Raw genomic sequence first — 17996 nt, forward strand, 5'->3', positions numbered from 1 at the left:
CGAAAGTAAGCTAAAAGAGCCATACTTGAATCTCTCGTATGGCTCGATTGATTTTATTTATAACCCCCTCATTTTTATCAAGTACTTGTTGGTAAGGAAATTTATGTCATCATCTTATACTCCGCTCAAATCATTGTTAAATTATCTATTGTTTGCTTTGTTTATTTTTACTAGTGATTTATCGTTTGCAAAAACACTTGAGGAAAAGTTAGCTAAAGAGCAAGCTGCAGCGACTAGTTTTTCTGTCTATGTCACCATGCGTGATGGCGTACGTATTGCGGTGGATATACATTTACCAACATTTTATCGTAAAGGTGATAAATTACCGGTATTACTTTATCAAACTATTTATCAACGCTCTTCTAGAATTCCACTAGTTGACAAACCCAATATCTCCCAAAAAAATGATTGGCAAAATATGCCAAAATTGGATCATAAAGCCAGCAGCCCAATAGAGTTTCAAGCATTAAAGCAAGGTTATGTCGTCATTAAAACAGATGTCCGTGGTACGGGTGCTTCCTTTGGCCACAGAAACTCTCCTTTACCACCAGCCGAGATTCAAGATACCTATGACTTACTTGATTGGATAATTGCTCAACCATGGTCAAATGGTAAAGTGGGTGCTTATGGTATTTCTTATACGGGTATGACCGCTGGTATGGCCGCCACGGTTCAACATCCTGCGCTAAAAGCGATTGTCATAGGGTGGTCAGGTATTTACGATGAATATAAAAATGCTATGCAACCTTTTGGTTTTGTACAGCCGGGAGTTTTGTGTAAATGGAGTGATTATTTAGCCGCTTTATGGAGTAATAATTATAAGGTAACCGGTAAAGCCATTATGCCCGTTGATGGCGATGAAAATGCGGTGTTATTACAACAAGCTATTAAAGATCATCAACAAAATGAAACGGTTTGTGATTTATTATCATCAGTAACCTTTAGTGATGACAAAATTGGTCAACAGCAGTTAAACATCCAAAGTTTTTCTCAACGTGGCTTTAAAAAAGAAATTGAAGCTTCAGGCGTAGCAATATTGTCATTAGCAAGTTGGTATGACACTGGGGCTGTGGATGCTCATTTTGTTCGTATGCTCGATTTTTCTAACGAACAAAAAATATTCATAACGGGTGCTCAGCATGGTGCCCGATCTCATGCTAGCCCTTATACGGTAAGTGATAAAGTATTACCTCCTATACCATCAGGCGAAGTGACTTGGGGTAAAGCGATTACCTTTTTTGACTATTACTTAAAAGGCATTAAAAATGATTACCCTTCGTGGCCGAAAGTAACTTACTGGAACTTAGGTGAAGAAGCCTTTCATAGTTCAGATGTATGGCCGTTAAAAAACAGTAAAAATGTACGTTTTTACTTTGATGAACAGCATTCATTAACTCGTATACGTCCAAAATATTCATCGCAAAGTGATCGGTATCAAGTTGATTTTTCGGCCACCACGGGGAAAAACTCTCGCTGGTGGTCTGGTATGGGCTACCCTATGTTAAACCTTAACGCGCGCCAAGAAGAAGATAAAAAGTTACTGATTTATACCAGTGCACCACTCACTGAAGATATGCAAATTACCGGTTGGCCTATTGTGTCATTGACCATTTCTTCAACCCATAGTGATGGTGCCTTTATTGCCTATTTAGAAGATGTTGATGAACAAGGTAATAGTATTTATGTTAATGAAGGTGGCTTAAGGGCTATTCATCGAAAAATAAAACCTAATCCAGTTAAAGGTTTAGCACATATTCCTTATCATAGTTTTGAACGGGCAGATGCTGAGCTACTTACGCCTAATATGATCACCGAAATAAAATTTGAAATGATCCCAACGTCAGTAAAAATAGCCAAAGGTCATCGCATTCGTATTGCTATTGCGGGTGCCGATAAAGACAACTTTGTTCGAATTCCTGCTAAAGGTCAGCCAATTATTAAGCTATATCGCGGTGGTGATAAACCATCGTATGTTGATTTTCCAGTAATTTATTAAATAGTAGGATTACATGCTCGAATTACTAATGAATGAAATGGCAAGGTTATCTTTAGGAACGATAATGTTGCTTTGCGCCATTGCTATTATTGCAGGTTTTTTACGTGGTCTTGCCGGGTTTGGCTCGGGTATGTTAATGGCAGGACCAATGGCATTGCTTCTTGAACCGACCATTGCTGTTGCCACTATTATCATATTAGAGACATGTATTTCTCTACCGTTAATGAAAGCAGCTAAACAAGATGTCAATTGGTCCTTGGTTAAACGTTTACTTTTAGGTGCTATTTTTATCGCGCCTTTTGGTGTGCTCTCGTTGCAAGTGCTTTCAGCTAAATCAGCAGGGCAAGTTATTTCTTTATTGGTAATTATTGCTGCGTTAGCATTGTTATTCGGCTATAAACGTAAAGAATCATCAACAAAAGTAAAAGAAATTACCGTAGGAGGAGTCTCTGGATTTTTTTGTGGCATCGCTGGTATTAGTGGTCCGCCAGTGGTCTTGTATTTATTATCATGGCGGCATAACCATATGGAAATTCGTGCTACATTAATCTACTATTTTGGTTTTATTGATTTTTATGTACTAATAGTGTTGTTAATCATTGATGATTTTTCTATGCTTCCTTTTATCATCGCACTCGCTTGTTTTCCGTTTATGTGGTTTGGTGCTACTTTAGGGTGTAAAAAGTTGGCCTCAACCAATCCAACGCAATACAAATCATGGGCTTTATCGACAATAATTGTTGGCAATGTTATTTCGCTTATTGCAGTACTGTTACGTTAATGCCAGTATTCATAATAATCGCGATTTATAACGTATAAATGATAATAACATGATAGAAAACCCAACATCAAAGCGTAAAGCGCCAAGCCAACAACGAGCGAAAAGCACAGTAAGAAAAGTATTAGACGGAACGTGGCAACTATTAAAAGAGCAAGGCGCCGATGCAATAACTACCCGTAATATTGCTAAAATTACTGGCGTTAGCCCAGGTTCTATTTATCAATACTTTGGCAATAAAGAGCAAATTTTATTTACCCTTTATGGCGAACGATTAAAAGATTCGGTAGGCGCTTTTAAATTGGCCTCAACCGAGGAAAATTTTTCGTTATCTCTCGCTGAGTTTTATCAATTACTAGAGCAAAAATTAGCGAATGTTGGCTGGGGAAGAGTAGAGGATGTTGAGTTAACTAAGGCTATTGCTGAAAATCCGCAATTGAAGCATGCAGTACAGCCTATTTTAAATGAACTTTATGACTGTCTTATTTATGTTTTGCGCCGCTATGGCTCAACGTGGTCAGAAGAAGATCTAAAACATTTAGCTGAGTATATTTTTGGTGTCAATCACTTTGGTTATAGCTTACGGATTCGACAATCAGAGCAATCAGCAACTAAAACCATAGCATTAACAAGAGAGCTAGAATATTATTTAATTTGCAAAGCGGTGAATAAAGTATCGCCGTAAATTATTTATTGAGGCTAGCGCTTACAACAAAAAATTATCAATTAAAATTCAGCCATCAAGGTCTTCTTTTAGCAAGCAGAAGACCTAACGATTGACCTAGAGTTAACGTCAACTAAGCGCACCAAGAAGTCATTAACGCTGAGCTGTTTTTCATTGAACATTGACTATGATCTTAGGCTCAGTGTTATCACTAAGAAGGCATAAAAACAGCAGATTACTGTCTCTGCTAAAGTTCACTCGGCTCTACGCATAATACCTCTAATTAAGTGACTAAGTGTTTCGGCATTTTACCTAATCGGCTAACAGCTAAATAATGCCAATATCTAACCCCATTGAAAGCTAGATCACCTTGATGAACCATAATATGTGGATGAAAGGACATTCAGAGGGGGGGAATACCATCGGCATGTATATCGGTGTAGATCAAACCAGGGCGAACACAGTTAATACGGATGCTTTTACCGGCAAAAATTTTTGCTGTTGCCGCACCAATGCCTCGACCCGCACCGGTGATTATTTGCACTTTTTAGCTACTTATCATCTATCCGTTTAAACCCCGACTAGGACTATTGTCCGCTAGGCAGAGGTTTATTTAGTGTTATCGCTAGCATTAACTTTAACACTGATAAAGCGCCATTTATTTAAAGGTCATTAAACTGTTCTAGCCACTCGCTGAAAGAGTCAGATACTTTTGTCACTGTGCATAAACCATAGTTATAGAACCATACGGCGCTATCTGTTTGTGCACTTGCACAATCGCTCAGTTTGAAACAAAACATGTTGCCCTTACAATCAGAGGCAAACAAAATATGCCCCTTTGGCATACCACCCATTTCATAGAGTTTTGATAGCGAAAATACATCGTCTAGGCTTAAGAAGTCTTGCACTTCAGAAATATTGACGCCTAAATCACATATTTTAGTTAACACATTTGGCGAGTGCACCAAGCCATAGCTTGAAATTAAATATTTATATGAGTCAGGTAAAAAAGCATTTAATTTTTCTTCAAGATCGGCAATATCATCACTGGCTATTGGTACCATGACGTTTTTACTGCCCCAGTTTTTTACAAATAGATCAATGCTATTCATTTTGACATACTCCAATATAACAAACGCCCGCATATAGGCAAAATTAAGCTGGCTATCATAACGAAGAATAGGCAAAAAGCCAGTCTCAGTGCCAACTCGTTAGCTAGTTTGCCTTGTTTTAGAGGTTATTTTCTTCGGTCCAATCTTTAAGCTTCTCTAATATATCGAGTGCACTACGACCAAAATCGGTGATCTCATAAGTAACCGCAATAGGGCGAGTACAAATTACTTCTCGGTTAACGAGCCCTTGGCTTTCTAGTTCTTTCAGGCGTTGGTCGACCATTTTCTTACTCGCACCACCAAGCATGCGAGAGAGGTCATTAAAGCGTACTGGCCCATCTTTGACATGCCATAGGATTGAAGCCTTCCACTTGCCTCCTAATATTCGCATACCCCGCTCAATTGAACAGGGTTCTGCACAGCTATCACTATTTATTTTTATATTTTTATTCTTTGTTTTTAAAGTACTTTTCATCTTAATTTCAATCAAGTTAGCCTGGTTACTAAAAGTATACTGGTTGCTTTAATTCTCCACGCTATCATAATGTAGCACAAGAACCAATGATAACTTGTTATAACGAAAGCAAATGCAGCTTTAAGGAAAAAATCGATGTCCATGCTCGTCTCTTACGATCCCATCACTCAACTCGCACTGGGTGAAGTGCCAATAACGACCGCTGAAAAAATGCCCGGTGTTGTTAAACGAGCCAAGCACGCACAAAAATCTTGGGCTGCGTTGTCATTAAGTGAACGGCACCAGCAAGTAATACTTGCCTATGAGCAGCTCGTTAAAGTGCAAGAGCCGCTGACACTGTTGATCAGTAAAGAGATGGGCAAAGACTATCAACGGGCGAGTTATGAAGTGACTGGTACTGTGCAAAATGCCGATTACTTTTGCCAAGAAATTGCCAGTGCTCTTGCACCCGAGTCGCAGGGACATGGCGTTGAACTGCAATATCGGCCCCTAGGTGTAGTCGCTGTTATTTCCCCTTGGAATTATCCACTGGCTATGGCAAATAATTTACTGTTGCCAGCATTAATGGCGGGTAACACTGTGGTGTTAAAACCGTCAGAAGAAACACCGTTAGTGGCCGATCTTTTTGTCAATACCCTCAATGAAGTATTGCCTGAGGGGGTGTTACAAATAGCCCATGGCGACGCCGAAACGGGAAAAGCATTGGTCAATGCTGATATCAATATGGTGGCGTTTACCGGTTCCCTCGCGGCGGGTAAACACATCATGGCCAGTGCCGCATCATCGCTTAAACGCTTAGTGATGGAGCTAGGAGGTAATGATGCCATGATTGTTATGGCCAGCGCTGATATTGATAAAGCGGTGCAATTTGCTGTCGCCAGTTCCTTTGAAAATGCCGGACAGATGTGTACGTCAACTGAGCGTGTCTATGTTGATGCTCGTATTGCCGATGAATTTGAACAAAAGGTCGTGGCACTTGCTAGCCGTTACCAAGTAGGCCCTTGGGACCAAAAAAACGTCAATATCGGGCCTATTGTTAATCAGAAACAACATAAAAGTGTCCTTTCCCAGCTTAAAGATGCCGAGGAAAAAGGCGCAAGATTCCTGTTAGGTACAGCAGACTATGAGCTGCCTTTTATTCAACCTACCGTAGTGGCAGATATCACGGCTGATATGTGTTTAGAGCATGATGAAACCTTTGGTCCTATCGTAGCTATTAGCCGTTTTAATCATATTTCTGAGGCGATTACCCGTGCTAATGCTAGCCCTTATGGCTTAGGTGCTACGGTATTTGGTGGCGCGGGTGCTGCTGACGTTGCCGAACAAATGGAAGCCGGCATGGTGGGAGTGAATCAAGGTCCGGGTGGGGCAGGGCCATGGGTAGGTGCTAAGCAAAGTGGCTTTGGTTTTCATGGCACAGCCGCCGGTCATCGACAGTTTACTCAGCTGCGCATTATCAGTAAATAAGGCGGATAAGCAATGACAGGGAGCTGTCTTGGTTAAGATACTTGAGCAAAAAGAAATAACGATAAGAGGTAACTATGAAGTTAGATAGAGACACCAAGGCTAAATTTTTTGTGGTAGCGTTAGAGCCGGGCGCTGAAAATCCATCATTACCAGCCTGGGGTAATACCGAGGAAAACCCGGCAAAATTACGTCATGATCACGATAATGGTCAAGTTGAGCGCCACGAGTTAGCGCAAGTACCCGGTGCATTTCAGCTATTGAACGTCTTGTCTAAAGCCGAATGTGAAAATTTAATAGAGATTAGTGAGCAACTAGGTTACTTGCCCGATGCACCGGTGTCTTTACCTCGAAGTGTCCGTCATAACGACAGTTTAACCTGGATTGTTGATGAAAAAACGGATGGTACTATTTGGCAGCGTATGGCTCACTTAATGGATGATAGACAAGGGATTTTTAACGGTGATAAAGCGGTAGGCATTAACGCCCGTTTTCGATTTTATCGATATAACCAAGATGATTTTTTTAAGCCTCATTCTGATGGCTCTTGGCCAGGTAGCCGCATCATAGATAATGAGCTGGTAGCGAATGCTTTTCCCGACCGATATAGTCAAATGACCTTGTTAATTTTCCTCAGTGACGACTTTCAAGGCGGTGCAACACGTTTCTTAGTGAATGCAAACGAGCCTACTAAGCCGGCACAAGCGGGTGATGATGTGGTCAATATTGATGTTCGCACACCAGCCGGTAGCGTATTATGCTTTCCTCATGGTATGCATCCATTGCACTGTATACATAGCTCAGTTGCCATCACGAAAGGGGTTAAATACATTATCCGCAGTGATGTATTATTTACCTTGTAAGTCGACCTAACCGGCAGTCATTTATCACCTTCTATAGTAGCGATAAGTTAACGATAGAAGGTGCTAGATGCTAATTTGAATTGTTATGTTGTTATTCTTTAAGTGCCATAGCTGCCATTTTCATTGTGCTGGCAAATGACTCTGCACCCGCAATAAATAAACCATTATGGCAAAACATAGCATCATCAAGTCCGGTCACATCTCGAAGTGCTTGCTCGGATAAGCCAGCCCATGCTTTAGGCAGCGACTTTCTGTCTTCGAATGAACCCGGTTCAACCGGTACTGTTTGAATGCGCCATTGACCAGAGCCAGAGGGGTAAACCATATATAAAGCCTCAGTAGATAAGGCATGCACCGTTCTTTTCCACGGGGTATATTTTTCTAAGACTATCACTCTTGCATCTTCAGCATTTTCAATGGCTTTAGCGACAATGTCCTTCGCACTGATGCCGCCGTTAGCCGCGGCAATGAATCGTGTTAATACCCGCGCGGCAAAATCAACGGCTTCATCAAAACAGCTATCAAAGTGACTATCTTCTTGCCAAGTGGGGTTAAACATGGCAATAGTTTGGCTAAGGCTAATACCTGTAGCAACACCTTCAACATGACCACAATCGATGGCATCAATGGTTGATACAAGCTCAGTATCCACAGCATCGGCTAGCTCTTGGTTATCCTGGCATATTGCTAGGCCATATTTCTGCCAAATTAAACCAAACGAGGAATAGGGAATACCATTGTCACGGGCACCCGCACCACCTCGTTGATGATGATCAAAGCGGCCGGTATCTGGATCATATTCACCACCAACATCAATGACAATATCGGCCTTGGCGATAATGTCTAAATCACGGGTGCGTACTAGGTTAAAAGCAGGAAAAATGTGCTTAAGTGCAGCGATACTGAAAACATCATCTGCATGAAAATTACCGTTGTGGGTTGCTATTGTTATATCATTCATTTGTTTGGTGTCATGTTAGAAAGTGATAAGAAGGTGTTGCCAGTAAAGCTTACTGTTGTTTTGGACTTTATCGTTTTAGAACATTTTAATAAGTAAAGTTATAGGCGGATTCTATACCAAGACAGCTAACAAAAATAGCTGATTTTAAATCACGAAAATTTCAAACAGTCCCACCAAGTTATGCGGTTTATGCGCTAATTATTGTGCGATAAAATAGAGACCAAAACCTAAACCTAGATACATCATTAAAGAAAATATACTACCAACAATATTTAAAGCCGTTGAGATACCTATAAATTTGAACGTTAACACGGAAGAAAGTGCTTTAGGTCGTGATTGTAATGAATGAAAATATTTAAATTCGGTTAACTTGTTAGCTAATGCTTGATTGCTTTTAATTTCATTATCAATGGTTTTGTCATAAGCATAAGCAACTAAATAAAATAAAATTAAAAAAGCTAAAATGGATGGCATAACTAAATATCCTGAGTGGTTAGAGCCTCAATAGGGCTTGGAAATTGTTGAGCAAGGAAACACCGCCAACGGTATGTTGCGTTTAAGCAAGGTGTAGGGGAGGAAAGTTCACTGTGCTAAAGGCGTAGCACACTACATTTTTTCTGTGCGTTCACTGATACATTCATATGAGCCCATTTCAAATTCTCGGCAAATCCACGGTCGATTTTCATAGATAGAACAGAGTAAAGTATTTCGATCTAAAGCTGAGCACCAGCCATCATCTAATCGCAACATGGATTCATTGCCATACTGATCAACATAAATATGCTGATCAGGAACCCCAGTCTCGGAAATGATCCTGACTTCGGAACTACAACAACATGCTTGGCAGTTTGAACAGGTGACTTCGGCAACCGGTATATTTTTTACGCTAATGATCATAAATAACAACAAAAAATTCAATGAGCAATAGCATACTCTATATTGGAATATTCCTCTCATTTATAGGCGGTTTACGCTTAAATAAGCAGAAAATAATGGTTAGCTAATAGTCCAAAGCAATGAGTCACCACCCGCGGTGACTGTTGGTTTGAGCGCCTTATTTTATTCTTTTCAATAATTTACGTAATTCGGCTATAACCCCCTGTGTCAGGCTAGTTGTCGCTATTTATGGGCATGAATTTAAAGTGCCGTGGTGAGTTGTCTAACGTTATCTAGCAACTCAACTCAACTAAATCGAAGCAGGTAGACGTGCAGTCTATACTCGCAGTTGAATAATTCCAAGAGAAGGTAATTATTTTAAGGGGTGTTTGATCGATAATCAGTTGAAGACAAAAGCTGTGATGGTATAAGCCCGAAATGACTGGTAGCAAGGCGCCAAAACTTACCAATAAAACAATCCATGAACATAGTTCATATATCAATGAAATAAAATCAATTTTATTCATGTAACTAACCACGTATAAAACACACTCTGCTTTTAACTTTAGGCATAAAGCCAAAAGACTACTGACTGAGAAAATCAGTAAAGAAGATTGGCAAGTCCAGAGAGAGCAACCAATACATTTAGGTTTTATCTCAGGTTTTTACCTCAGCTTTTACCTAAGAAAATAGGATACAGATCACCATGAAGAAAGACTTTACCTTTACTATTAAGAGCATTCGTTTTGATGAAAATTATCACCCATCAGACAATACACGTATCACTACCAACTTTGCTAATTTGGCCAGAGGAAGCTACCGCCAAGCGAACTTACGCAACGCTTTAAAGATGATTGACAATAGTTTTAATGCCTTAGCGCATTGGGATAACCCCAAAGGAGAACGATATTCGGTCGAACTTGACATCATTTCGGTTGATATAGATATTGAAGGCAGTGGTCAAACCTTCCCATCGATTGAAATATTAAAAACCAATATTGTTGATCATAAAACTAACCAACGCATTGCCGGCATTGTCGGCAATAATTTTTCCTCTTATGTGCGAGATTATGATTTTAGCGTATTACTGCAGGCTCATAATAAGAATCAGCCCAAATTTAGCATTCCAGATAACTTTGGCGAACTGCATGGCAAGCTCTTTCAGTCTTTTGTCAATTCAAATATTTATAAGCAGAATTTTAATAAGCCACCGGTGATATGTCTCAGTGTTTCAGATAACAAGACCTATCATCAAACTGAAAATAATCACCCGGTATTAGGGGTTGAATACCAGCCAAATGAATCTTCTTTGACTGAGCAATATTTCAAAAAAATGGGCTTACAGGTTCGTTATTTTATGCCGCCAAATAGTGTTGCGCCTTTGGCTTTTTATTTCTTTGGTGATTTACTTAATGATTACACTAATCTTGAGCTGATAAGTACCATCAGCACGATGGAAACTTTTCAAAAAATATACCGACCTGAGATTTATAATGCCAATGCGGTTGCAGGAAAATCCTATCAGCCAAATTTACAGAACCTAGATCATTCATTAACTCAAATTGTTTATGATCGAGAAGAACGTGGTCAGTTGGCTCATGAGCAGGCAAAATTTACTGAGGAGCATTTCATCAAACCCTATCAAGCTGTTCTTGAGCAATGGTCTGCTAGCTACGCTCAATAACTAGGTTCAATAGTTACGTTCAATAGTTACGTTCAATTATCACGTTAAAAGTTACGTTTAAAAGTTAACCCAAATTTACGGCATCATCACTTATGAAAACTAATATTCTTAAAGCATTATTACCTACTTCAACTGCAGGCAGTTTACCTAAACCGGCTTGGCTTGCACAACCTGAGACACTTTGGTCACCTTGGAAATTGCAGGGTGATGAATTAATTGCCGGCAAACACGATGCGTTACGTTTGTCATTACAAGATCAACAACAAGCAGGACTTGATATTGTCAGTGATGGCGAGCAAACCCGGCAACATTTTGTCACTACCTTTCTTGAGCATCTCAACGGTGTTGATTTTGAGCAACGTAAGACCGTTAAAATTCGTGATCGTTATGAGGCAAGTGTACCAACGGTCGTTGGCCCTGTTAGTCGTCAAAAGCCAGTTTTTGTTGACGATGCCAAGTTTTTACGTCAGCAAACCAAGCAAACTATTAAATGGGCGCTGCCTGGTCCCATGACGATGGTAGATACGCTTTATGATGATCATTATAAAAGTCGCGAAAAACTCGCCTGGGAATTTGCCAAAATCCTTAATGAAGAAGCTAAAGAATTAGAGGCGGCGGGTGTTGATATTATCCAATTTGATGAGCCGGCATTTAATGTGTTTTTTGATGAGGTTAATGATTGGGGTATTGCTTGTTTAGAAAGAGCAATTGAAGGGCTTAAGTGTGAAACGGCGGTACATATTTGCTATGGCTATGGCATAAAAGCCAATACCGATTGGAAAAATACCTTGGGGTCTGAGTGGCGACAATATGAACAAGCTTTTCCCAAACTGCAAAAATCTAATATCGATATTATCTCGCTAGAATGTCATAACTCTCGGGTGCCAATGGAGCTACTTGAACTTATTCGCGGTAAAAAAGTGATGGTAGGTGCCATTGATGTCGCAAGCAATACCATTGAGACACCAGAGGAAGTCGCCAAGACCCTAAGAGAAGCACTAAAGTATGTCGATGCCGACAAGCTTTACCCTTCTACCAACTGTGGCATGGCACCTTTATCTCAGCAAGTGGCAAGAGGCAAGCTCAATGCTTTAACTGCAGGCGCAGCAATAGTGCGAAGAGAACTCGCCACCAGTAACTAAGCCATATAATAACATGCCTATGCACTTGGCTCAGGATCGTCATCCCCGTGGTGTTTTAATCGGACGTGCCAAGGATGGCACTTATTAGACAAAGCTGACGGTACAGGAAGTACCTTATTAGATAATGCAGGAGCATATTATCCTGAGCTTATTGTCCTGGAGCCATTTCTAAAAGAGCAATGGATCTTCGATCAGAGACTTCGAAGATGACGTTTACAAAGAGTTCCTGAGTAAACGTCATAGGTATGTATAATAATGCTTATAGGGGGCATACCATTTACTGTTCAATAACAATTAACAGCAATAGCCTTAATTGATAGTAATACCATTGCTATAAGATTTTTGCCGTGATTAAAAATAGAAGTAGTCGTTAATGAATATCATTGAATTTATAACAAATAATATCTCTACCATTTTGGCATTGGTTGCCACCGGTGTATTCGCCGGCATTTTAGCTGGCTTGTTAGGTGTAGGTGGCGGTATCGTAATCGTACCTGTGCTATTTTTCTTGTTCCAGAGTTTTGGCGTATCACCAGAGTCGGCGATGCTAGTTGCGACAGCAACCTCACTGGCCACCATAGTACCCACGTCTATTAGTTCCATTCGTGCTCACCATCAAAAAGGTAATGTGGATTTTGACTTGCTCAAACGTTGGGCGGTATTTATTCTTATGGGGGTATTGCTTGGTAGCTGGTTAGTGACTCGTATTGAAGGCACTATGCTGACTATATTGTTTGGGGTGATCGCGGTTTTATCGGCACTAAACATGCTGTTTCGAACAGGAAAATCCGCTCTGTACCAAAAACTGCCAAATAAAACCGGACAATCGGTTATGGGGGCATCCATTGGCTTTTTCAGTTCTATGGTGGGGATCGGCGGCGGCACACTCTCGGTGCCACTACTCACCCTATATAACTATCCCGCCCACAAGGCCATTGGCACGGCGGCGGCAATAGGGTTAATCATTTCGTTGCCGGCTGCGCTAATAATGTTGACCTTGGGCAGTACACCAACCGATGCTCCCGCGGGTACCTTTGGCTTGGTCAATCTGTTTGCCTTCACGTGTATTGTGCCGCTAACGGTATTATTCGCACCTGTAGGGGCATCACTGGCAGCAAAATTAGATGCGGTAAAACTGAAAAAGATCTTTGCCTTGGTCTTACTATTTACTGGCTTACGTATGCTGGTGCAATTTTTCTTATAGCTTATATAGCTTTTATTGCTGTTAATAGGGGCTGTTGATCTGTCGAGATTACTTTTGCAGTGAATTATTAAACAGCAAAAATTCAAGGTCAGCTGCAGCCGCCGTTGTTAGCTCTTTAAATAAAACAACAGCTCAAGCATGTCTCAGCAGCTCGATTCTGGCACAAGCCAAGACAAGGTATGGTGGTAATTATTTATTCTATTCCCATGGTAAATAAACTTGTTTGATTGATACAATGATATAATTTTATCAATCAATGACTGTCGTTCATCATTAAAACTAAAGATAGGAGTTAACCGGTGCTGGAGAGGATTCATTTAGAAATACTAACTGCAATAAAAGAGCATGGCACCCTGACTAAAGCGGCTGATTCGTTGCACTTATCCCAATCTGCGTTAAGTCATAGTATTAAAAAATTAGAAGGCCAAATTGCGACGCCGATATGGAAAAAAGACGGTCGAAACTTGCGTCTTACCGCTGCTGGAGAACGCATCCAAACGCTTGCTAATAGAGTATTGCCTCAGTTTTTACACGCGGAATTATTACTGAATCAGATTGCAAAAGGTGAGATGGGCTCGCTACGCATAGGCATGGAGTGCCATCCTTGTTATCAATGGCTACTAAGAGTCATTCAACCTTATCTAGAGCGGTGGCCAGATATTGATATGGACGTGAAGCAGGAGTTCCAGTTTGGCGCTTTAGGTGCATTACTTAGCTACGAAATAGATGTACTTATTACCCCAGATCCGCTCTTTAAACCTAAAATAGCCTACATACCCGTTTTTTCTTATGAACATAGACTGGTCGTTTCTGCGTCTCACAAATTAGCAAAGCAAAATTTTGTCTTACCCGAGCAATTAAGCGAAGAAGTACTGTTTACTTATCCGGTAGAGCCGCTGAGACTCGATATTTTTAGCCAATTTCTTAATCCAGCAAAGTGTTCAGTAAAGAAACACAAACACATTGAAACAACTGAGATCATGTTACAGATGGTCGCCGCGGGTCGAGGTGTTTGTGCCTTGCCGGGCTGGCTAGTAGATGAGTACTCAAAATCAATGCCTATCAAGAGTCTTCGTTTTGGCGAGCAAGGAATTAGTAAACAGATCTTTGTCGGTATTCGCAAGACCGACCAGCATATTGACTACTTCAACGATTTCATTGCTCAAGCTAAAAAAACAAAATGATCAATTAGCCCACCAACAACAGCAAGTAACAAGTAAGATATAAAAGTTAAAATAGAAAGCATACCGCCTGCAGTAACGTAGGCTAATAATAAAAACAGTATGGGAAATGTTAAAGCAGTAGTAGTTAACTTGATAATATTTTCACGACTCACTGAGTACACCTTATCGTTATAATGTCACAATAAAGGGCTTGTAATTATTGGCTTAAATACGCGAGGCACGAGCGTGGCCAAGCGTTTGGTGTTATGTTTAAATATTGATAACCAAGTTGCAACATTAACCCCGTAAGTCTGCCGTAATCTCCTTTGCCTGAAACTATAGTCACGCCTAGATTAACGCCCGATTTACCTATGCCATTAAAAAAATAATGATAGCCTAAGCCTGCTCCGTAAACAGCTTGGGCACCATCATAACCGTGCTCACTGCCAATAACGCCAAGATATAAACTGGCACCATGATTTGGTGTTTGAAGCCAAATATATCGGTTTTTACCCAGCCAATGCCCATGGCACAGGTCGATCCCTGAGAGGAGTAACTAACACAACCAGCAGAAATGTATTTTAAATCAACATTAGATTGCATGCCGGTATTAACACCAATACCACTGTAAAGGCTGCCAAGACCTATGCCAAAAAGTGAAATCGTCGCTTGCAAATGTTGGAGATGATACCACTAGCGTTAAAGGTAATAGCATTGATTTTATGATGGTTTTCAAAAAGTGATGCTTACTTTATTTAGATTTTAAAGGTAATAATTAAGAGGATATTTATATTTTCTAGCAGATGAACTTAATCGTCCATAGTATTATAAGGCCTAGAGATTACTGTATTGTTCTCTTAAAATCAAAGAGTTATAAATTAAGGTTAAGTGGTTACTGTAGAAAAGTCGAGCATAAAAAACCGCGGGGTCAGCGCGGATTTTATCGAAAATATTAAGTGTTTAAGTGTTGCCCTAGCTAAGGACAGTTAACCTTAGCTAGGGTTAACAAACATTAAACTAGGATTTTTTAGTTTTTATGTAGTCATTAATTAAGTCGGCTAAAACGTTAAGCGGTACCGGACCATTTTTTAATACTACGTCATGAAATTCACGAATATCAAACTTGTCACCCAGCTGAACTTTGGCATGTTCGCGTAATTCAATTATTTTGTTCATACCAATTTTATAAGCAGTGGCTTGCGAAGGCATAACTACATGGCGTTCTACCATCTTAACTGCATCAGACATAGCGTTAGGGGTATTAGTTGCGTAATATTCTATACCTTCTTTTAGTGTCCATTTTTTTGTGTGAATACCGGTATCAACCACTAAACGACACGCGCGCCATAGTTCCATGGCTAAGCGACCAAAGTCAGAGTAAGGGTCTTGGTATAAGCCAATTTCTTTTGGGATCATCTCTGAATATAAGCCCCAACCTTCAGTATGGGCAGTATAACCACCAAATTTACGGAACATTGGAATGCCGGTTAATTCTTGCTTGATAGCTAATTGCATGTGATGTCCTGGAATACCTTCGTGGTACGCTAAAGCGGCCATTTGATAAATAGGCATAGCTTTCATGTCATAAAGATTGGCGTAATAAATACCCGGACGTGAGCCATCTGGAGCAGGGCGTTCATAAAACGCTTTACCGGCAGATTTCTCTCTAAAGCTTTCTACCGCTTTAACTTTTAATGCCGCTTTGGGCTTGGTTAAAAACAAGCTATCTAGTCGACCTTCCATATCATCGATAAGTGCTACTGCTTCGTCGATATAGCGTTGTCTACCTTCAACGGTCGCCGGGTAATAAAATTGCTTGTCGTTACGCATAAAGTCGAAAAACTCGTTTAGACTGCCGTCAAAAGCGACTTTCTTCATGATGACGCGCATTTCATCATGAATACGTGCAACTTCACTTAAGCCAATGTTATGAATTTGTTCTGAGGTTAAATCGGTGGTAGTAGTACGTTTTAAAGCATTGTTGTAAAAAGCTTCTCCGTCAGGGAATTTCCATGCACCATCACGAGTATCAGCTTTTTTCTCAAGGGCGGTTAAGTAGGTGACTAATTGCTCATAACCTGGTTTTAAACTGTCGATTAATGCGGCTTTCACCTCGGTAATTAGAGTCGCCTTTTCGTCATCACTAATACTGAGTTTAGCTATTTTACCGGTGAAATCGGCAAATATCGTGCTGTTTTCTCCATCATCAAATGGCGCGCCGACTAGAATGTTTCTTGAATCTCTAATGACATGTGGAAAAACAAATTTAGGGGCAATAATGCCTTTTGCTTCGCGTAATTTTAGTTGCTCAACAAGTTGTACTAATAATTTATGCGCCCCGTGCACACGAGCAATATAATCTTGCGCTTCTTTTACATTACTGATGGAATGTTGGTTAATTAAAAAGGCAGGTATTTGTGAATGAGTACCGTACATTTGATTAACCGGGTAACTATGAAAACGCCATTTATAATCGGCGATGTGATTTTCAAAGTTTTGAATGTATAAACTGCGACTTATTTTAGTTTGTGCATCAAGAGCGCTGACATCAATGGCTTGGATTAAGGCGAGGTTTTCTTTGGCTATGGCTAGCTCTTTGGCTGCGTTTTCTTCGGAAAGATCATGCCATTTGTCATAATCTTTTTTAATACCTAAATAAGTCTGTCTAACGGGGTCACGGTCAACGCCTTGCTGGAAAATAGTATCGAATAATTCATTCGCTTGCTCTGAGGCTGTTTGTGTTGTTAGCGCGGTTACATTAGCTGCGGCAGTTGCTTGCTTGTTATTATCTTGTTGGGCAATTTTTTCTGCTGAGCAAGCACTCAATAAAGCCGTCGTAACAGCAACGACTAAGAGGGTTTTTTTAAAGGTCATACTATTTCTCATTCCACTTATATAATTTGCATTGTTTCTAGTGTGCCCTAAGGTGTAGCACTAATTCAATGAAAGCTCGATAGATTGTTATATAATTACGACCAATAGGTGTTGTGCTCTGCACAAAAGAAGTAAACTTAGTGATAATCTTACTTCTAAGCGTAAATGGACACTCAAACATGAAATTTACCCTTGGCTTTCGAAAAGTTAAACATGAAGATATAGATTTTTTGTTGTCATTACGTAGAAAAACCATGACCCAGCATTTGCTCGCGGCAGGTATTCGTATGACCGACGAACAACACTTAGTTCGCATCAAAGAACATTTTTATGAAAGTCACATTATTTTGGCGGACCGTAAACCTATTGGTTTGCTCAAAATGGGTGTGGTGGCGCTTAATAATACCCATAAAAGCTTACACATTCGACAGATACAAATTATGCCTAAATACCAAGGTAAGGGCATAGGTAGTAAGGTGCTGACGGTAGTGAAAAAGCGGGCTTTGCAATTATGCTTACCGATCACCCTAAATGTTTTATTGAAAAATCCAGCGAGAGGTTTGTATCTTAGGCATGGTTTTCAAGTAGAGAAAAAAACTCGCTTGGAATATCTATTACGTTGCCCATTAGAGGTGATTGCCGCTTAGTTTAAGCTAAGCAGCAACCCTTACTCTCGAACTAAGGAAACGAATTGCATAAAACGCCTAAGTAAAATAGCGTGGTAAACTTACCGGGTTAAA

At 40.2% G+C, this 17996-nt stretch carries 19 protein-coding genes; 10 read left to right on the top strand and 9 right to left on the bottom strand.

Annotated features, from left to right (window positions below):
* Positions 1-103: 103 nt before the first annotated feature.
* Genes MTCD1_RS03830 through MTCD1_RS03840 form a run of 3 tightly spaced genes read left to right on the top strand, consistent with a single transcriptional unit; the run spans position 104 to position 3459 of the window.
* On the top strand, positions 104-1996 hold the full coding sequence (locus tag MTCD1_RS03830; protein WP_057181216.1) for a CocE/NonD family hydrolase: 1893 nt from the start codon (positions 104-106) through the stop codon (positions 1994-1996).
* A gap of 13 nt (positions 1997-2009) precedes the next feature.
* Positions 2010-2777: a sulfite exporter TauE/SafE family protein gene (locus tag MTCD1_RS03835; RefSeq protein ID WP_082606512.1), complete on the top strand. Its 768-nt coding sequence runs from the start codon at positions 2010-2012 to the stop codon at positions 2775-2777.
* A 49-nt stretch (positions 2778-2826) separates the two neighbouring features.
* On the top strand, positions 2827-3459 hold the full coding sequence (locus MTCD1_RS03840) for a TetR/AcrR family transcriptional regulator (protein WP_057181214.1): 633 nt from the start codon (positions 2827-2829) through the stop codon (positions 3457-3459).
* A 382-nt stretch (positions 3460-3841) separates the two neighbouring features.
* On the opposite strand, the gene MTCD1_RS21665 is transcribed toward MTCD1_RS03840, so the two are convergent.
* The 3 genes from MTCD1_RS21665 to MTCD1_RS03850 all read right to left on the bottom strand — a co-directional run bounded on the left by MTCD1_RS21665 (position 3842) and on the right by MTCD1_RS03850 (position 5025).
* Positions 3842-3982 (bottom strand): hypothetical protein, encoded by a 141-nt coding sequence (locus MTCD1_RS21665; protein WP_231733035.1) that lies wholly within the window; start codon positions 3980-3982, stop codon positions 3842-3844.
* 118 nt (positions 3983-4100) lie between these two features.
* Positions 4101-4550, bottom strand: coding sequence for an SMI1/KNR4 family protein (locus tag MTCD1_RS03845; protein ID WP_057181213.1), 450 nt, complete (start codon positions 4548-4550; stop codon positions 4101-4103).
* A gap of 118 nt (positions 4551-4668) precedes the next feature.
* Complete coding sequence (locus tag MTCD1_RS03850) at positions 4669-5025, bottom strand: winged helix-turn-helix transcriptional regulator (RefSeq protein ID WP_057181212.1); 357 nt, start codon at positions 5023-5025, stop codon at positions 4669-4671.
* A gap of 135 nt (positions 5026-5160) precedes the next feature.
* On the opposite strand from MTCD1_RS03850, the gene MTCD1_RS03855 reads away from it, so the two are divergent.
* On the top strand, positions 5161-6492 hold the full coding sequence (locus MTCD1_RS03855; RefSeq protein ID WP_057181211.1) for an aldehyde dehydrogenase family protein: 1332 nt from the start codon (positions 5161-5163) through the stop codon (positions 6490-6492).
* Positions 6493-6566: 74 nt separating this feature from the next.
* The gene (locus MTCD1_RS03860; protein WP_057181210.1) at positions 6567-7352 is read left to right on the top strand and encodes a prolyl hydroxylase family protein; all 786 of its coding nucleotides are present in this window, start codon (positions 6567-6569) and stop codon (positions 7350-7352) included.
* Between the two features lie 91 nt (positions 7353-7443).
* Here MTCD1_RS03860 and MTCD1_RS03865 read toward each other — a convergent pair whose 3' ends face one another.
* The 3 genes from MTCD1_RS03865 to MTCD1_RS03875 form a co-directional block, all read right to left on the bottom strand.
* Positions 7444-8313: an MYG1 family protein gene (locus MTCD1_RS03865; RefSeq protein WP_057181209.1), complete on the bottom strand. Its 870-nt coding sequence runs from the start codon at positions 8311-8313 to the stop codon at positions 7444-7446.
* Between the two features lie 198 nt (positions 8314-8511).
* Positions 8512-8787 carry a hypothetical protein gene (locus tag MTCD1_RS03870; RefSeq protein ID WP_057181208.1) on the bottom strand — a complete coding sequence of 92 codons (276 nt, stop codon included), beginning with the start codon at positions 8785-8787 and terminating at the stop codon, positions 8512-8514.
* 132 nt (positions 8788-8919) lie between these two features.
* A complete protein-coding gene (locus MTCD1_RS03875; protein ID WP_082606528.1) occupies positions 8920-9210 on the bottom strand; it encodes a YkgJ family cysteine cluster protein in 291 nt (96 codons plus the stop codon).
* A gap of 685 nt (positions 9211-9895) precedes the next feature.
* On the opposite strand from MTCD1_RS03875, the gene MTCD1_RS03880 reads away from it, so the two are divergent.
* From MTCD1_RS03880 to MTCD1_RS03895, 4 genes are all read left to right on the top strand, one after another.
* Entirely contained in the window at positions 9896-10873 is a 978-nt protein-coding gene (locus MTCD1_RS03880) for a DUF1852 domain-containing protein (RefSeq protein ID WP_057181207.1), read from the top strand.
* A gap of 92 nt (positions 10874-10965) precedes the next feature.
* Positions 10966-12015 carry a methionine synthase gene (locus MTCD1_RS03885; protein ID WP_057181206.1) on the top strand — a complete coding sequence of 350 codons (1050 nt, stop codon included), beginning with the start codon at positions 10966-10968 and terminating at the stop codon, positions 12013-12015.
* A gap of 373 nt (positions 12016-12388) precedes the next feature.
* On the top strand, positions 12389-13219 hold the full coding sequence (locus MTCD1_RS03890) for a sulfite exporter TauE/SafE family protein (protein WP_057181205.1): 831 nt from the start codon (positions 12389-12391) through the stop codon (positions 13217-13219).
* Between the two features lie 299 nt (positions 13220-13518).
* Positions 13519-14403, top strand: coding sequence for a LysR family transcriptional regulator (locus MTCD1_RS03895; RefSeq protein WP_057181204.1), 885 nt, complete (start codon positions 13519-13521; stop codon positions 14401-14403).
* Here the strand turns inward: MTCD1_RS03895 and MTCD1_RS21150 are convergent.
* The 3 genes from MTCD1_RS21150 to MTCD1_RS03905 form a co-directional block, all read right to left on the bottom strand.
* On the bottom strand, positions 14382-14555 hold the full coding sequence (locus MTCD1_RS21150) for a hypothetical protein (protein ID WP_157447806.1): 174 nt from the start codon (positions 14553-14555) through the stop codon (positions 14382-14384). The two genes, MTCD1_RS03895 and MTCD1_RS21150, sit on opposite strands and share 22 nt — an antisense overlap.
* A 223-nt stretch (positions 14556-14778) precedes the next feature.
* On the bottom strand, positions 14779-15057 hold the full coding sequence (locus tag MTCD1_RS03900) for a hypothetical protein (protein WP_057181203.1): 279 nt from the start codon (positions 15055-15057) through the stop codon (positions 14779-14781).
* Positions 15058-15399: 342 nt separating this feature from the next.
* Positions 15400-17256, bottom strand: a complete 1857-nt coding sequence (locus tag MTCD1_RS03905) for a DUF885 domain-containing protein (protein ID WP_057181202.1) — start codon at positions 17254-17256, stop codon at positions 15400-15402.
* A gap of 179 nt (positions 17257-17435) precedes the next feature.
* Between MTCD1_RS03905 and MTCD1_RS03910 the strand changes: the two genes are divergently transcribed.
* The gene (locus tag MTCD1_RS03910) at positions 17436-17903 is read left to right on the top strand and encodes a GNAT family N-acetyltransferase (protein ID WP_057181201.1); all 468 of its coding nucleotides are present in this window, start codon (positions 17436-17438) and stop codon (positions 17901-17903) included.
* Positions 17904-17996 lie beyond the last annotated feature (93 nt).

The sequence above is a fragment of the Colwellia marinimaniae genome (genome assembly GCF_002207865.1).
Classification (GTDB): domain Bacteria; phylum Pseudomonadota; class Gammaproteobacteria; order Enterobacterales; family Alteromonadaceae; genus Colwellia; species Colwellia marinimaniae.